The following is a 16599-nucleotide window of genomic DNA, read 5'->3' as shown; positions in this document are numbered from 1 at the left end:
CAAACTAATTTAGTCATTGAAATACAATACAATAATTCAACTCACCTTATATTTACAAAATGTCTTAATTTCATTTTTCATAAACCCGTTTCCCCACCAAGCCATTAATTCCTTGCGCTGTTCAAGATAAGTAGAACGATTATAGGCACGCCTGACTTCGTTTTTGTCGTTATGGGCGAGGGTTGCTTCAATGATATCGGGATTAAATTCGGCTTCATTCATGGCGGTACTGGCGATAGAGCGTAAGCCAAGTGCTACCAATTGATGGCCATCGCCGATACGTTTTAATGCAGTATTAGCGATTTTAATTTTGCTTATAAGCCCAAAGCTCCATTAGATATCGGTATGGTATGGGCTTTTTGGGTTTTAATTCGCTCGGCAGGGATGTGCCATAGTTTGTTTTCAAGATTAATTTCAACCCGTTTTGCTCCTGCTGATTCCGACGGTCTAACTAAGGTAAGCAGCTCCCAAAGCAGTAAAACGAGTGTGATGACTTGTAAGTTAGACATACTGATATTGCGCATCACTTTCGGAAATATTTCTGGTCTTACCGTGGGCGAGTTTTGCTTTTTTGGCTTTTCAAATGTTTGATTAATGTTAGAAGCAGGGTTCGCTTCTAACAAATCGGTATTGATGGCATAGCTCATAATTTCATTGATACGTTGGCTTAACCGCCGCACGGTTTCTAGCACGCCCTGGGTTTCGATGGGCTCTAATATTTGTATTAAGTTGCGTGCTTTAATCACGGTGATCGCCATTTTCTCAAGGCAGGGCAGGACATCCTTTTCGAACGAGCGAAAGGTATCCTTTGCTTAATCGTCGGTAATGCTCTTTTCTTAAATTCAAACCATTTTTTTAAACATTAATAAAACGACTACCTTCAGAAATTTTTATTTTTCAATTAATTACTGGTTGTAAATGTATCTTACTGGCACTTAATGAATAACAAAATAGGCTTTAAGCCTTGTTTTTATTGATTTTGATGTGTTTTAAAGGATTTAAAAGAATGTTGCTGTTTATTGAATTGGTGGAGCTGGCGGGAGTTGAACCCGCGTCCGAAATCTCTACATCCTTGGTACTACATGCGTAGTTTGTCTTTGAATTTCGCTTACCCGCTGCGGACAAACACGCCACTGATAAACTAGCTTGATTAAATTTAATGCTTCCGCCCCAAGCAAGGCTTCCACACGATCTCGTTTAGGTTTGACTCCTCTTGATCCCCGTCCTACGAGCGGAGGCTAGGGAGAGAAGGCTCTATACAGGTTATTAAGCTGCTAGTGCGTAGTTTTCGTCGTTTGCGACTATTTTTTTGCGGTTTATTTACGAGGCCTACCGCACCTCGGCATGCACCTTGGGTTTCGCAAATCCCGTCGAATCCAGAATCAGCCCCAATTGTGGTTGGTATTTAAAGAAAATATTGGGGCATTATAGGTGAATTCAAGTAGTAATACAAGTTACCCGACTTCTGGATTAACCCAATTTTCAGTTGGTTTTTCCGGTTTTAATGCGGCAATAATATTATCAACAGCGCATTTGGCCATGGCATATCGAGTTTCAGTGGTGGCTGAACCTACATGTGGTGATAATAAAACATTATCAAGTTTTAATAATGGCGAATCTTTGGCTAATGGTTCAACTTCAAAAACGTCTAAGCCAGCAGCCTTAATGGTTTTATTTTTTAATGCTTCATAGAGTGCTTGTTCATCAATTATCGGACCTCGAGCGCCATTGATTAGGATAGCTGATGATTTCATTAACGCTAATTTTTGTCTAGTAATAAGCTGTCTCGTTTGATCGGTTAGCGGTAAAATGATAACAACAAAGTCAGCTTGTTTAAGGACATCATCTAGTTCAAGACGTTTAGCATGATAGGCTTGTTCAACATGGGCATTGGCTGAACGATTATAATATATGATGTTCATATCAAAACCACAATGTGCTCGTTTAGCTATGGCTTGACCAATACGCCCCATGCCTAAAATACCAATGGTTTTACCATAAATATCTGTACCAAAATACTCAGGTGTGATGCTTTTATTCCAACCACCATTATGAATAAGATTAGATAATTCAACGGTTCGACGAGCGGTAGCCATGAGTAAGGTAAAAATGAGATCAGCGGTACTTTCAGTAAGAACTTTCGGAGTATTCATTAATCGGACGCCATGTTTTTTCAGTGCAGGCAAATTATAATTATCAAAACCGACTGAAATTGTCGCCGCAGCTTTTAATTTAGGGGTTTGTTGCAGAAAATTATCATCAATTCGAGTTGGAATATTAGATCCAATCATACCGTCTGCATTAGCTAATGTTTGGATAAATCCACTAATATCGGTTTTAGGATCACCTTGAAATAGTGTTAGATTGAAAGCTTGTGCTAGTCTTTCTTGTTGATCAGCTGGAATTTTACTAAATAAAACAACATTCTTTTTCATAAATACTCCTATATCGCTATATAGACTATTTTTATCGCAGTATAGCGTTAGCTTATTTAAATTTGCAATGAAATTAAGTTTAAAGCAAATTAGTTTTTATGTACTGAAGAATGAGAAATATTTATATTTTTTTAAATATTTTTAAAAATAATTATTAATATAAATCAATTCAATAGAATATTTTTTAGAAAAATATTAAATTTTTTTGAAATTAGTTGGAACTTTTTGTGATTTAGCCTGTCTATATATTCAGATTACGTTAATTCATTTTTTTGCCCTCCACTCATTTTTGAGTGGATTTTTTTTGCCTACAATTTTTATTAGTGCTAACTAGTCCTGCTATAGAATTATATAATCTACATAAATAATCGATATATGAAAATATATTGAACAATTATTAACAGCAAGTTAATATCTAGCGATTTTCATTATTCTAATAAATAGTGTTATTTTTATTATTATCAAGCCTTTTATCTATTCTCAATTTATTTGGCATATTTAGTCTGGTAACTAAATAATAATGTAATGGATGGTGCTTAAATACTAATAAGTGAGCAGAGAGAATTTTTATGTTATTTTCATCAAGGACAAAAGGCCACCTAATCGCACTGATGACAGTGTTTATTTGGGGAATCACTTATATTGCCACCAAAGTTTTACTGACAGATTTTAAACCGATTGAAATTCTCTTTTTTCGATTTACCTTAGGCTATGCCACGCTTTGGTTGTTAGCGCCTCGCTTTTTTGCTTGGCAAGGGATTAAACAAGAGTTGATGTTTCTTGGCGCTGGATTTTGTGGTGTCACTTGTTATTTTCTTTGTGAAAATATTGCTTTAACCTATACTACCGCATCAAATGTTGGTGTGATCACCACACTAGCTCCAGTCTTTACTGCTATATTGGCCATCTTCTTCCTTAAGGCTGAAAAACCAGCAAAAGTGTTTTATATTGGCTGTCTATTCGGCATGATAGGTATAGCCTTAATTAGTTTTAATGGTCAGTTTGTATTATCGGTTAATCCGCTTGGTGATTTACTGGCGGTGTTTGCTTGCCTATTTTGGGCGTGTTATTCAATTTTAACTAAAAAAAGTAGTAACTATGGTTACAATATTATTTTGTTGACGCGAAGATTCTTTTTTTACGGTCTAATGTTTATGTTACCTGCACTGTATTTGTTTGATTTTGAATGGAATTTGTCAAGATTTAATCAACCCGTCAATTTAATCAATATTTTATTCTTAGGTGTCGGTGCATCAGCTATCTGCTTTGCCTCTTGGAACTATGCGGTAAAATTAGTGGGTGCGGTCAAAATTAGCATCTATATCTATTTAGTACCAATTTTGACAATTATTAATGCAGTATTAATTTTAGATGAACCTTTTACCTGGATTGCGGCAATAGGTACCTTATTTACGCTTGGTGGCGTATTCTTATCAGAAGGGAAAATCAAGCTTAAAAAGCATTAATATTTTTATAATTTTTTATTAATGCTTTTATTTAAAAAATAATACCTAAAGTGCCACATTTATTGCATACGTTTGTCGATAGCTTGCATAATAATTTGCCCTAAGTGCTGATAATTTTCATCAAAATGATGGCCACCCGGTAGTTGAAATGCTTCGCCTTTCATCTCCGGTTGTAGGCAACCGCTATCGTCTTTCTCTTCTGCACCATAGATACAAAATAATTTCTTTTCTGGAATCTGCGCAACCTCTGCTGCTGTTTTCATTTCATCGCCAGATTGTCCCAGCCAACCACTGACTTCTATTTCAAAATTAGCATCTTTAGAAAAAGCAATCATGATCAATGCTTGCACACTTTGTTGATCTACTTTGGATAAGCGATTATATAGTGCTGGTAAAATGTCACCACCAAAAGAATAACCCGCTAGTACAAATTTATTCACACCCCATTTATCACGGTATTCTTGCATTAAATAAGTCAGATCTTTAGCACTACGTTCAACCGAGCGATGTTGCCAAAAAAGTTTTAACGCATCGATCCCAACCACCGAATAACCATGTGAAGCCATATATTCTGCTGAAACTTTATCTAAATCTCGCCAACCACCATCACCTGAATAATAAAAGGTAACACTATTCGGATGTTGTGGATTAGCTTTAGCTGGCAATTCAATGACAGGTAATGGTTCATGCTCACCAAATAAAATCGAGGATAAATGTAAACTTAATAATTCAGTTGGTGACGCTTGATACTCACCAATTGACGTGGTTACTTTAATCTGTTTTTGTTGGCGAGGGAAAATAGCAACTTGTTCATCAGGTGGATTGTTCCAAATAACCTGCCATGTGCCATGGCTGGCTTGTGCCGGTAAAGGTGCGTCACAATCTTTATGATCTAAAGTAAACTCAATGGATAAAGCTTTAGCATCATCATCTTGTTGTTTGCTTAACCAACGATAAGCGAAAGCTGCACCTTCTTGCATGCCGGCAACAGTAAATTTATCCTCATTTAAGATCTTCTTAGCTTGTTCAAAGCGTGTTTGTTGTTCGGCACAACTTCCTTGTGGTTGTAATTCAAATTGCACCAATTTAGCACCCATTGATTCAGATAAGGTTAATAATTGATTAGCGGTAAAGCGATTATCTTGTGTCGCAACAATTATTGCTGAAGCTTCTGCTGACTGTTTGGGGCTAGCAGATAAGATAGTAAAGTTTTGATTAATTGTAACAGTATTAACTGAAGCAGTTCGTTGGTTTTTATAACTGTACCAACCTATAACAATACAAAATGTAATGAATACTAAAATAATGAATAATAAAACATAAAGTATGATTTTTTTCATTTGATTAGTTCTTCTGGTTAGTTAATGTTGTTTTGCCACTTGAAATTAACATGGTGGTATCAATTAAAGCAACCAAGGGGTCAAGCCCGGCAGGAACCGCCATATAACGAGGTTGCCAATGCGTTGCAAATTTTTCTTTAAAACGGCGTAGGCCTTGGAAGTTATAAAATCGGCCACCTCGGCGAAAGACTAATGCACCTAAGCGTTGGATCATTGGTGCACCACGTCTTCTTTGCATGCCGGCAAGGGGTACCATTCCCAAACTAAAATACTGATAACCTTTTTCTTGATAATGTAAAATTAAACCAACCATTAAAAACTCCATAGTCGATTTTGGAATATCTTGTAAAACTCGCATTAGATCAATACTAGCACTATAGTTTTGCTTGGTTTCTAATAAATTCACAAAAGCAATAATGCGACCTTGGTACTCAACCGCGGCAATCGTGAAATTATCTAAATAGGATTTAGAAAAAGCCCCTAATGAGAATTTTTTCTCTTTGGTATGTTTGTTTTTTAACCATGCATCAGAAACTGCTTTCAATTCATCAATTGGTGCAGTACCCGGTGGATAAAATCTTAAACTAAGCCCATCTCGTTGCCCACGGTTCCAAGTATATCGAAGATCTTTATATCCCTTAGAATTTAAATCAAACTCTTTTAAATTAACTAAGGCTTCTTCACCAAGTTTGACAATTCGAAGACCGATATCCATATAGAATGGTAAATTGTTTGCTTTAACTTGATAAAAAACCGGACGTAAATGGTGTTGATCACAAAGATCTCTAAATGCCCAGATTAAATCAGCCCGAGCAGCGTTATCATTGCCAATAGGATCATATAGCGCAACCATGCTTCTTCCTCGTCTTGCATACATAATGAAAGCACTATGTGATTGATTGAAGAGCAGTGACTTATCACCACTCATCGCTAATCCGCCTTCAGGTTGTTTTGAGTTGAGCATGATTTGATAGGCTTCACTTAACTCCTCTTCAGTCGGAATCGTTAAGATAGGTAATGCCGGTTTAAATGACCAAAATAACATTACGCCACTCAATAAGATAAAACTACCTAATGCTGCCCGTAATGCTCGGGGAACTCGGCTATCTAATTCAAATTGCCACCATAAATCATGGCTATAAGGAATATCTTGATAAATAAATAAGATTAGCCAAACAAATAAGGCAATTAAACCAAAACTGATAACAAAGGATTTTAGTGAAAAAGGCAAAATACTTAATCGGCTTTTACGATAAAAAGCATGCCTAAAATTGATTAATAGTATGGCTATTACTAATAATGTAGTTGCTTCGATCCAGTGTAAACCTCTTAACAATGAGCAGATACTACCTACTATCAATAATATAACCGATATTCCCCATGCAGAGTAAAGTCTGCGGCGTAATCCTACTGCCATTAGTAGACATAAAACCCCGATTAAACTCGCGGTTAAATGAGCAAAATTGACAATTTTTTTCGGAAAAAAAGTGCTGACAAAATCATGATTAAAACCAGGAGTAACACTCGAAAACATCATGACTACTCCGGCAAAAAATACCGCGGCGGCCATAATCGTTGCCGCAATACCAGTATCGGTTTCTTTAACTTGTGGTGCGGTTAAAAAGTTTTTTCCTTCGTTAATTAGCAGTAAAATTCCGGCAGGAATCAATGGTAATATGATATAAATTAGACGGTAAATGACCAAAGCAACCGTTAATGATGCAGTATCAATTTGTGATGAAAATGCCGCTAATATAACAGCTTCAAATATGCCAACTCCACCAGGAACATGACTAAGTACCCCAGCAACCAATGCCAAGATATAAATCATAATAAAGGTAATAAAGTTTGGTTGATTCAGGAGTAAAAAATAGAGAATAGCACCGGCTAAAATGGCATCGATTAAGGTAATTAAAAATTGTCCACTGGCTAATTGCCAGTTAGGTAAACGGATCTGCCAATGGAAAATTTGATATAGCCAAGTATCTTTATTGGGTTTTTCTGCTAATCGGTGCGCATGTAAAAATAACAATACACCCGCATAAATGATCAATACTAGACTAGCGATTAATTCGATAGTGATTGCCGAGATATGTAGCGCTAGCATGGTATTTTGTATATGTATTAATGCAGCAATTGTGGCGATTAAGGGTAATGTAAGGCCTAACGAAAGGCTAACAAAAATCGACATGCGAGCAACATCTATGGTGGTTAATCCATATTTAAAATAGAGCCGACAACGAATTGCACCGCCGGATAGGGCGGATAACCCGACTGCATTACCAATGGCGGAGGCACAAATTGCACCAGTAGCTATTGTCGATGGTTTTAAATCAACGCCTGCATAACGTGCAGCCGACCATTCATAACCCATCAACATAATATAACTCGCTATCGCCGATAAACATGCTAGTAAAATTGCATGGTAAGGCAGTTTATGCAGAGCTGATTGTAAATCGCTAAGATTAATTGATTGTAATAAATGCCAACACACAACCAGTGCGATACAAAAAATAGTGAGGCCAAATAGTAGAGCGATAAATTGACGATATCGAGTGAAACATTCTATAAGTTGCCAAGGCAAAACTTTGCGTGCTGATATTTTCACTTAATCAACTCCAGTTATTTGCATGGATAATAAATTGTAATTAGAGCATTCTACCTTTCGCAATTAGTGAAAACAATCGAAAGAAATTAAAAAAAATATAAAAAAAACATTAAATGCAAGGAATTTTTTGATAAATAAGTCTAAATAATCATCAATAATGATATTAAATATGATTTTTAACTCGTTTTAAATTGATTTTGGTGGTTTTATGCAAGAATAACTGTCTGATTGATAAAGTATTAACTAAAACCATCAATAGCGATTAGATTTTAACTGCGGTAATATACATAATATCTCGATCAAATATAATCTATCATTACTATTTTTAATTAAGCCTAATAAAATGACCAACCGAATAACTGCCCAACAACAACTAATTCTTAATTCGATTAAACTATTTGTTCAACAAAAGCTTTCGCATGATTTTTCCGGCCATGATATGGCGCATATTGAACGAGTTGTAAAATTAGCCGAAAAAATCCTTAATGATCAGCCACAAGCAGATGCATTTATTGTATTGATGAGCGCTTACTTACATGATGTCATTGATGAGAAAGTGGTTGAGAATGTTGATAAAGCAATAATTGAATTGCGTGATTATCTGCAATTATTAAAGGTAACCACTAACGAGATTAATACTATTTTTGCTATTATCGAAAATATGTCTTATCGGAAAAATCTTTCACAAAAAAACGAGTTATCGTTGGAAGGACAAATAGTTCAAGATGCTGACCGTCTTGATGCTATTGGCGCAATAGGTATTGGTCGTACTTTTTATTATGGTGGTAATAAGCATAATATTATGCACGATCCAAATATTCCACCGAGAACAAAACTTAATGAAGACAATTACAAACAGCCCAATACAGTAATCAATCACTTTTATGAAAAGTTATTTTTACTCAAAGATATGATGAATACTGACATAGCTAAACAGATCGCCGAGCGACGGCATAAAATTTTAGTTGAATTTGTTAATCAATTTGAGCAAGAGTGGCAGAGTAACGATTAAATTTTATCAAAACTAAATCCTGACGATTAATCAGGATTTAGCTAGCTGATTTTCAAACTCTTTAAGGCATCGCTTCTATTTAAAAGGGAATTGGTGCACCAACTAAAGAGAGTACGATTGGTAATGTAATTAAACTCAATAAAGTACTGACTAAAGTAGCACTTGATACCAGTGCTGGGTTAGTATCAAATTGAACTGACATTAATGTGGTATTGGCAGCACTTGGCATTGCCGCTAGAACAATAAGGATTTGTTTTGCCATTGGGGTAATAGGCATAAAATAGACCATCGCAAAAGCGACTAGCGGTGATATCACCATCCTAGTTATTAAAGCAAAAGAAAGTTTTGGATAATCAAGTTGTTTAATTTTGATTTTGGCCAATTGCATGCCCAAAATAATCATAATTATCACAATGGAAGAATCACCGATCATACTAATTGAAGTCATAATCGATTTTGATAATGGTATTTGACACAGTTGGAAAAGAATACCAGCAAAGGCACCATAGGCAACCGGCATTCTAATTACTTTGTTAATAACATCTTTTTGACTGACAATATCACTATGTGTACTGCCTTTGGCTGCATAATATATGCCAACAGTGCTCATAACAAATTGTTGTAACACCATCATTATGACACCTAGATCAAAACCGATCGTGCCAAAAAAAACCAGTAATACAGGTGTACCATAATTACCATTGTTCATAAAACACGAACTTAAAATCATTGCACAGCGTTGTTTGACCGAATACTTCATTATCATTGACCAGATGCTGACAATTAGTACTAAGGAAAAACAGAGACCAATGAGATAAGCAATATAGATTAAATAATCGCTGGTTAAGGTATGTGTATAAAATGTTTTAAATGCCAAAAAGGGCGATAACACATATAGCGACATTTTTGAAAGATTAGCAACATCAAAATTAAGAATCTTTTGGCCAATAAATCCAACAATAAAAATACAAAAAATAGGAAACAAAATAAGGAAAAATTGCATAATTTTAACTTTAAACTTTTTGGTTAATTAATTTATTGAATCAATAGTTTCAACTATCGATTCGGTTAGTTTTTGACAGGTGTTATCATCAAGGGCTTTATTGTGTTTATCGGTTAGAATAAACAGATCTTCAATATGTTCGCCAATTGTGGCTATTTTAGCACTGCTTAGCGATAAGTCTAATTTTGCAAACACTTCACCAACGCAAGCAAGTAAACCTGGTTTATCAAGCGCAATGAGTTCCATATAAGTTTGATTTTCGTTAAATGACGAAATAAAGTTGACTTGTGTTGGTACAGAAAATGAACGTAGTCGCTGTTTAGCGGGTTTTATTGTCACACATTTGTAGACCGATTGATGTAGTACTTTATGCAGCGCTTGGATAATATCTTGGTGTCGATTTTCTGGCACAATTTGTCCATTAGGTTCAAGCACAATAAAGGTATCTAATGCAAATCCATTTTTATTGGTAATAATCAATGCATCATGAATACTCAAATTTAACATACTTAACGCATTACATGCTGCGGCAAATAAAAAAGGTCTATCAGATGAGTAAATGATGATTTCGCTGCCACCATGATATGGATTGGGATTAATCGAAACTAATGTTTGACTCAAATCATGATTTAATAATAGTTGAGCGTGCCAAACGATCTGTTCAGCGCTATAGCGCAAAAAGTAATCGACGCGATAATCTTGCCAAAGGTTTTTTATCGTTTGCTCATCGTAATTCTGTGCCAGCAGTTCAGTTAGTGCTTGCTGTTTATGTTGACGAGCAATACTTCGTTGTTCTGGTATTTGATGAATGCCAGAATCAAATGATCGTTTAGCGGTTAAGTAGAGCTCACGCATTAAGCTCTGCTTCCAACTATTCCATAAGGTTTCATTGGTGGCACAAACATCGGCAACCGTTAAACAGAGTAAATATTGTAAACGGCGTTTGCTTTTTACTAATTGAATAAATTCGCGAATAACATCGGGATCTTGGAGATCTCGACTTTGCGCAGTTACCGACATCAATAAATGATAACGAACTAACCAAACAATCAAATCGGTATCTTTCGCATCGAGTTCATGTAATTGACAAAAAGATTCGACTAATTTAGCGCCTATTTCCGAATGATCACCATGTCGACCTTTGCCGATATCATGAAATAATCCCGTTATCACTAGTAATTCAGGTTTAGATAGTTTGGCAAATACTATTGAACTATTAGGATGTTTTTCTTTACCCACTTCGGTTTTTAAACGATCAAGTTCTAGCAATAAGCGGATAGTATGTTCGTCGACCGTATAAGCATGAAACAGATCAAATTGCATCATACCTGAGATTTGTTGCCAACCAGGGATATACACCGCCAAAATACCATATTGATGCATTGGTAAAATAGCTTTTTTAATTGCATCCGGATGTTTGATGATTTTCATAAACAATGTTCTTGCTTCTGGCGTTTCACTAAGTAAATAAGTGAGCTTTCGCCTTGCAGAACGAAGTTGCCTAATCGTATTTGAATATAATCCTGTAACTTGCGGGTTAAGCAAAATTGTATAAAACAGATTGAGGATCATAAGCGGGTTATCAGTAAACACGCTGCTATGTTTAACATCAATTAGGTTGCCTCTGATTTGAAAATGTTGATCAATATCATAGGTCTTTTGTGATGAATAACGTTTTAATAATGACTCATCAAATAGTTGTAAAAGCATTTGGTTGAGTTCGGTAATATTATGTGCAACACGATAATAATCATGCATCATATTTTCAACCGGTGTATTGCCTTCACCACTATAGCCTAACATTTTAGCGATACTTAGTTGACGATCGAATAACAAACGATTGTCATAGCGGTTGATAACGCAGTGAAGCGCAAAGCGCATGCGCCATAAAAATTTGCGGCAAGTCTTAAATTCGGCCACTTCTTCTGGCGTTAAATAGTCAAACTGGGCAATTTTTTTTAAAAACTCTCCGCCAAAATGTCGAATTGCAACCCATTGAATGATTTGCATATCACGTAAACCACCCGGACTATTTTTTAGATCTGGCTCTAAATTATAGGTAGTGCTGTGATATTGTTGGTGTCTTTCTTGTTGCTCCTGCATTTTGGCCTGATAAAAAGCAGGAGAAGGCCAGATTTTATCGCTAAAAATTTCACTGCGGAGCTTATTAAGTAATGACTCACTTCCGGCAATTAATCTTGATTCAATTAAGTTTGTCATGATAGTGATATCATTTTTAGCTTCTTGCAAGCAGGTTTTTAACGTTCTAACGCTGTGGCCAATATCAAAATGCAGATCCCAAAGTAGACGGACTAAATCACCAATTTGTTTTTCCAGTTCTTTGGTTAGTGAGTTATCACTTAGTATCAAAATATCAATATCGGATAAGGGATGGAGTTCGGTTCGACCATAACCACCAACTGCAATCAGTGCAATGCGATTTTGTTTAAACAGTGATGAAACTTGTTCGGGAATTTGATAATAATGCCATAATCGTTGAAGTAGCTGATCAATAAACTGACTGCGCAGATGAACTAAGTCATCAATATCGGCGTTATTTTTAAACTGAGTCACTGACCATTGTTGAAACGCATTTAGTTGCTGTTTTAGATAGGGGACAGTTATTTGGTCATCACTAAAATCCAGCGGAGAGATAGAATAAAACAAATGTGCATCAGTCATAGTCATCATATCAAATTAGCAAAATCGAATTGTTATATCGTCCACCGATTTTAAAGCAGTGTCAAGTTGGAATGCCAACAGTTTTCATACAATAACATTAAGCAATAACGTTTTATTCAATCCATTAGTAATTTTAAAATTGATGAGTGAATATTTTTTGTAAAAATAATTGAGGAGTGTATACCATCAAATATGATTTATTGAGGGTAAATAAGAGTATTAAATCGGTTAAGTTTGATTTTTTATTCAATTAACTCACTGAGTGGTTTAGTTAGTAGATAAAGGTCGATTATTTGGCGTTTAAATAACATTTTCAGTTCTGGCAATAATAACATCCAAGTATTGTGTGATAGGGCCGTAAAGAACATTCCATAATCAGTAGTACGAAAAAAACACGATATAGACATTATATTGTTGTATATCAATTATAAACGATTAAAATGGCTAAAAAAACAAAGGATAAATGATAAACATTTTTAATAATTTCAAATCAAAAAGAGATATTAGGAATGGTAATACAATGAGGATAGTTCAATGAATAAAAAAATACTATTTCTAATCATGTTGTTTATCAGTCACTTTGCACAAAGTGCTGAAGTCACTTGGGATCTAAATTTTGATGACAAATATAATTTACCTTTAATCATGATGGATTTTCAAGGTGAACAAATTGCCATGACCTTGGATACGGGGTCTAAAGAAGCTTTACATCTACCCATGGATTTAATTAATAAGATTCCTAATAAAACGGAAAACTCTGAAAAAATCAGATCGATTGATCTTTCTGGGGGTGTCACAGAACTTAAATCATTTATTGTCAACAAGTTAGAATTAAATTCTTTTACCTTTAACAAGGTGCAAGTGGTTGAATATAAGGATTGGGGATTAGTTATTTCAAGCGATCCGACTATTGATGATAGTGAGGATACAGATGAAGATAAACCTGTTATTGGGCTTGGGTTGTTTGATGGTTACGTATTAACTATCAATTATCCGGAAAGTAATATAACGATATCAGATGATACTTCAACCGACTTAAATCCAAATTGGGTTGCTATCCCCTTTGATTTAAATGGTGAAGGTTTGGTCGTTAATCTGTCCGATGGTATAAAGAATTATAAAATGGTTTTAGATACAGGAGCGACGGTATCACTCATCAAACAACAATTGCTGTCACCACAATCCATTACAATAAGCGATCCTGAAGATGATTTTAAATCTATATCACTTGATGTGAATAATGTCGCGAATGATAGCGTTCTGCCAATAATAATTGATTCATTTCCTAATGAATTTCAATCTGACGGATTATTAGGTGCTGACTTTTTAAGTAAAAACAGAGTTAAAATTGATTTTAAAAATAAGCAAATGTGGATCCAACCGGTTGCGAAAAAATGATTTTAACTTATTACTTAGTAGAACTAATAAAATCATTACAAAAAAGACCTACATTAGTAGGTCTTTTTTTTAGGAGGTTTTATGAGTTATTTTTTGATTAAATTTGGGGAAAATGCAGAACAAAGATCACAATAACTAATGCAAAGCCTTTCATCAAACAGAATTTCTTGCTTAGCCGATTGACTTTCTAGGTTTTCACACCAAAAACAGCCTAAAGAACAACCTTTCAAGAATACAACTGTTCGAATTCCTGGTCCATCATGAATGGAATATCGTTTGTAAATTAAAAATCATATACTGCTCGCTTATCTTTGTTACATAATAATGACTTTCGAACGAAAGTGTCTGTGATCTAGATAGCAAATTTAATATGAAAATTAATGTGAATTGTTATAAATAATTGTGAGGAGATAGGGTTTTTAGGGAAAATCTATTTTGATCTTAATGTGTGAAATCACTGTTTAATACAAGAAATAGTCGTCTCAACTTTTATAAATTTTCAAAATAGAGATTAGCTTTATTGCTAATTAAATTTCAAACCCAAAGGAACCCATTCAGGTTCCTTTTGATAAATAATTGATGAGGGTAGTGTGAATATTTTCTATTATTCTTGATTCGGTGTATTAAAATTACGAAGAACTTTATATTTTATATATTGATTTGTAGCCTCAATGACTTGAATGACTGCCCCCTTATATCTAATTGTTTTTGAACTAGATAAATCATATTCAGCATTATTTGAGAATGCAGGCCTAGCCATATCATTATTAAATTCTCGATAACTAATATTAATTTTGTTTCCAACTTTGCCATTATAAATTAATATTTGTTGGAAAGTGTCTTGACTAGTTAAACTAACTTTTTTAAAACTATAATTTTTATTGTTATTACAAAAATCAGTTCCAGTTATAAAAGAAATACATACCTCATTATTAGCATTATCTTTTCTTACTCGAATACCAATAGGTGCAGCCGGTGTAGTATATGTTTTAACAATTGCATTACCATTGGCACTTTTCGCTGCGAAGAATAAGTGAGTTTTATCTTCCCCTAATTTAGGATAATCACCGGCATCAATAATGTAAGAATGGTTAAGTCTTGTTACTTCTGTGGTATTGGCAAAAGAAATTGCATCCATTATTTTAACTTTATCCTGACGAACTAAATCATCACCAATATAGGTTGTTGTTACAACATTGAGTTCAGGATAGCTTTTTTCAACCACCTCGGCTGTGTAGTTATATTTGATATCACTAACACAACCAAACAAGATAAAAGGAATAGTAGTCACAATTATCTTTTTCATTTTATTTCCTTTCAATTTTGAATTCTTATGAATAGTAAATTAGAGTTTAAATATATCAAGAAAAATCTAATTTGTATCCTTATAAATGAATTGATAATTTTCTGACTTTAGCGAATTTTAAACTTAAAGGAACCGATAAGGTTCCTTTAATAAAAAAATTTGAGGAAAGGGGTTTTTGCGATTAATAATTACAAGGTAAAATCGCTTAAATCATCTTCACTAATTTCTGAATCGATTTGCCCAACTAAATATGAGCTCATTTCTGCTTCTTGTGGCGCAACCTGTACGTTATCAGAAACGAGCCAGTTATTGATCCATGGAATTGGATTCGATTTTACTTCAAATGGTAATTTGAGACCAACCGCTTGCATACGAATATTGGTAATATACTCAACGTATTGGCATAGAATATCTTTGTTTAAACCAATCATTGAACCACCTTCAAATAGATATTCAGCCCATTCTTTTTCTTGATTAGCGGCTTGTAAGAAGAGGTCATAACAATCTTGTTCACACTCTTTAGCGATTTCGGCCATTTCTGGATCATCTTCACCGCTTCTTAGAGTATTAATCATGAACTGTGTGCCGGTTAGATGTAATGCTTCATCACGAGCAATCAGTTTGATTATTTTGGCATTACCTTCCATTAATTCACGTTCAGCAAAGGCAAATGAGCAAGCAAAACTAACGTAAAAACGAATTGCTTCAAGTGCATTAACGCTCATTAGGCATAAGTAAAGTCGTCTTTTTAACTCTCGTAGATCAATAGTGATAGTTCGATTATTGACAGTGTGTTTACCTTCACCTAACAAATTATAATAACTAGCATAACTAATTAATTCATCGTAGTAGCCTGCAATATCACCAGCCCGTTTTTGAATTTCTTTATTAGTCACAATATCGTCAAATACAACTGAAGGATCATTAACGATATTACGAATAATGTGGGTGTATGAACGTGAATGAATCGTTTCTGAAAATGACCAAGTTTCTACCCATGTTTCGAGTTCGGGAATAGAAATTAATGGTAATAACGCCACATTTGGACTTCGACCTTGAATAGAATCGAGCAGAGTTTGATATTTTAAGTTACTAATAAATATATGTTTTTCATGCTTGGGGAGCGCTGCATAGTCAATACGATCTTGTGATACATCGACCTCTTCAGGACGCCAAAAGAAAGAAAGTTGTTTTTCAATTAATTTTTCAAACATTTCATATTTTTGTTGATCGTAACGAGCAACATTTACTGGTTGACCAAGAAACATTGGCTCTTTAAGTTGATCATTATGGACGTGTGAGAAGGTGCTGTAATTCATGCTCATAATCGAACTCCTAACAGAAATTTG

General features: G+C 34.7%; 10 protein-coding genes, 1 other RNA gene and 2 pseudogenes. 3 read left to right on the top strand and 10 right to left on the bottom strand.

What is annotated here, in order from left to right; genetic code table 11:
- Positions 1-36: 36 nt before the first annotated feature.
- The 3 genes and pseudogenes from H3U96_RS11425 to H3U96_RS07020 all read right to left on the bottom strand — a co-directional run.
- Positions 37-897 (bottom strand): annotated as a pseudogene (locus tag H3U96_RS11425) (tyrosine-type recombinase/integrase); the annotation flags it as partial.
- Between the two features lie 128 nt (positions 898-1025).
- Positions 1026-1390, bottom strand: a transfer-messenger RNA (tmRNA) gene (ssrA, locus tag H3U96_RS07025).
- 64 nt (positions 1391-1454) lie between these two features.
- Entirely contained in the window at positions 1455-2435 is a 981-nt protein-coding gene (locus tag H3U96_RS07020) for a D-glycerate dehydrogenase (protein ID WP_198196102.1), read from the bottom strand.
- A 569-nt stretch (positions 2436-3004) separates the two neighbouring features.
- Between H3U96_RS07020 and H3U96_RS07015 the strand changes: the two genes are divergently transcribed.
- Positions 3005-3901 (top strand): DMT family transporter, encoded by an 897-nt coding sequence (locus H3U96_RS07015; protein ID WP_255545810.1) that lies wholly within the window; start codon positions 3005-3007, stop codon positions 3899-3901.
- 59 nt (positions 3902-3960) lie between these two features.
- On the opposite strand, the gene H3U96_RS07010 is transcribed toward H3U96_RS07015, so the two are convergent.
- Both H3U96_RS07010 and mprF read right to left on the bottom strand, forming a co-directional pair.
- Positions 3961-5241 (bottom strand): virulence factor family protein, encoded by a 1281-nt coding sequence (locus tag H3U96_RS07010; RefSeq protein WP_198196097.1) that lies wholly within the window; start codon positions 5239-5241, stop codon positions 3961-3963.
- Positions 5242-5245: 4 nt separating this feature from the next.
- A complete protein-coding gene (mprF, locus tag H3U96_RS07005) occupies positions 5246-7849 on the bottom strand; it encodes a bifunctional lysylphosphatidylglycerol flippase/synthetase MprF (protein ID WP_198196096.1) in 2604 nt (867 codons plus the stop codon).
- 343 nt (positions 7850-8192) lie between these two features.
- Between mprF and H3U96_RS07000 the strand changes: the two genes are divergently transcribed.
- The gene (locus H3U96_RS07000) at positions 8193-8861 is read left to right on the top strand and encodes an HD domain-containing protein (RefSeq protein ID WP_198196094.1); all 669 of its coding nucleotides are present in this window, start codon (positions 8193-8195) and stop codon (positions 8859-8861) included.
- Between the two features lie 79 nt (positions 8862-8940).
- On the opposite strand, the gene H3U96_RS06995 is transcribed toward H3U96_RS07000, so the two are convergent.
- Complete coding sequence (locus H3U96_RS06995) at positions 8941-9864, bottom strand: AEC family transporter (RefSeq protein ID WP_086361045.1); 924 nt, start codon at positions 9862-9864, stop codon at positions 8941-8943.
- Between the two features lie 27 nt (positions 9865-9891).
- On the bottom strand, positions 9892-12546 hold the full coding sequence (gene glnD, locus H3U96_RS06990) for a bifunctional uridylyltransferase/uridylyl-removing protein GlnD (RefSeq protein WP_198196092.1): 2655 nt from the start codon (positions 12544-12546) through the stop codon (positions 9892-9894).
- A 534-nt stretch (positions 12547-13080) separates the two neighbouring features.
- Between glnD and H3U96_RS06985 the strand changes: the two genes are divergently transcribed.
- Positions 13081-13944 (top strand): aspartyl protease family protein, encoded by an 864-nt coding sequence (locus H3U96_RS06985; RefSeq protein ID WP_198196090.1) that lies wholly within the window; start codon positions 13081-13083, stop codon positions 13942-13944.
- Between the two features lie 89 nt (positions 13945-14033).
- Here the strand turns inward: H3U96_RS06985 and H3U96_RS11420 are convergent.
- The 3 genes and pseudogenes from H3U96_RS11420 to nrdB form a co-directional block, all read right to left on the bottom strand.
- Positions 14034-14238: pseudogene (locus H3U96_RS11420) on the bottom strand (4Fe-4S cluster-binding domain-containing protein); the annotation flags it as partial.
- Between the two features lie 310 nt (positions 14239-14548).
- Positions 14549-15250 (bottom strand): hypothetical protein, encoded by a 702-nt coding sequence (locus tag H3U96_RS06975; RefSeq protein ID WP_065651504.1) that lies wholly within the window; start codon positions 15248-15250, stop codon positions 14549-14551.
- A gap of 188 nt (positions 15251-15438) precedes the next feature.
- A complete protein-coding gene (gene nrdB, locus H3U96_RS06970) occupies positions 15439-16569 on the bottom strand; it encodes a class Ia ribonucleoside-diphosphate reductase subunit beta (protein ID WP_198196088.1) in 1131 nt (376 codons plus the stop codon).
- Positions 16570-16599 lie beyond the last annotated feature (30 nt).

Origin of the sequence: Gilliamella sp. M0364 (assembly GCF_016100565.1) — a bacterium.
Classification (GTDB): domain Bacteria; phylum Pseudomonadota; class Gammaproteobacteria; order Enterobacterales; family Orbaceae; genus Gilliamella; species Gilliamella apis.
This window is presented reverse-complemented; position numbering and strand designations above follow the sequence as displayed.

Excerpts from the sequence above, each read along its gene's own strand:
- H3U96_RS07000 (WP_198196094.1), top strand. The coding sequence starts at position 8,193 with ATGACCAACCGAATAACTGCCCAACAACAACTAATTCTTAATTCGATT.
- H3U96_RS06995 (WP_086361045.1), bottom strand. The coding sequence starts at position 9,864 with ATGCAATTTTTCCTTATTTTGTTTCCTATTTTTTGTATTTTTATTGTT.
- H3U96_RS06975 (WP_065651504.1), bottom strand. The coding sequence starts at position 15,250 with ATGAAAAAGATAATTGTGACTACTATTCCTTTTATCTTGTTTGGTTGT.
- nrdB (WP_198196088.1), bottom strand. The coding sequence starts at position 16,569 with ATGAATTACAGCACCTTCTCACACGTCCATAATGATCAACTTAAAGAG.
- glnD (WP_198196092.1), bottom strand. The coding sequence starts at position 12,546 with ATGACTGATGCACATTTGTTTTATTCTATCTCTCCGCTGGATTTTAGT.
- H3U96_RS07015 (WP_255545810.1), top strand. The coding sequence starts at position 3,005 with ATGTTATTTTCATCAAGGACAAAAGGCCACCTAATCGCACTGATGACA.
- H3U96_RS07020 (WP_198196102.1), bottom strand. The coding sequence starts at position 2,435 with ATGAAAAAGAATGTTGTTTTATTTAGTAAAATTCCAGCTGATCAACAA.
- H3U96_RS06985 (WP_198196090.1), top strand. The coding sequence starts at position 13,081 with ATGAATAAAAAAATACTATTTCTAATCATGTTGTTTATCAGTCACTTT.
- H3U96_RS07010 (WP_198196097.1), bottom strand. The coding sequence starts at position 5,241 with ATGAAAAAAATCATACTTTATGTTTTATTATTCATTATTTTAGTATTC.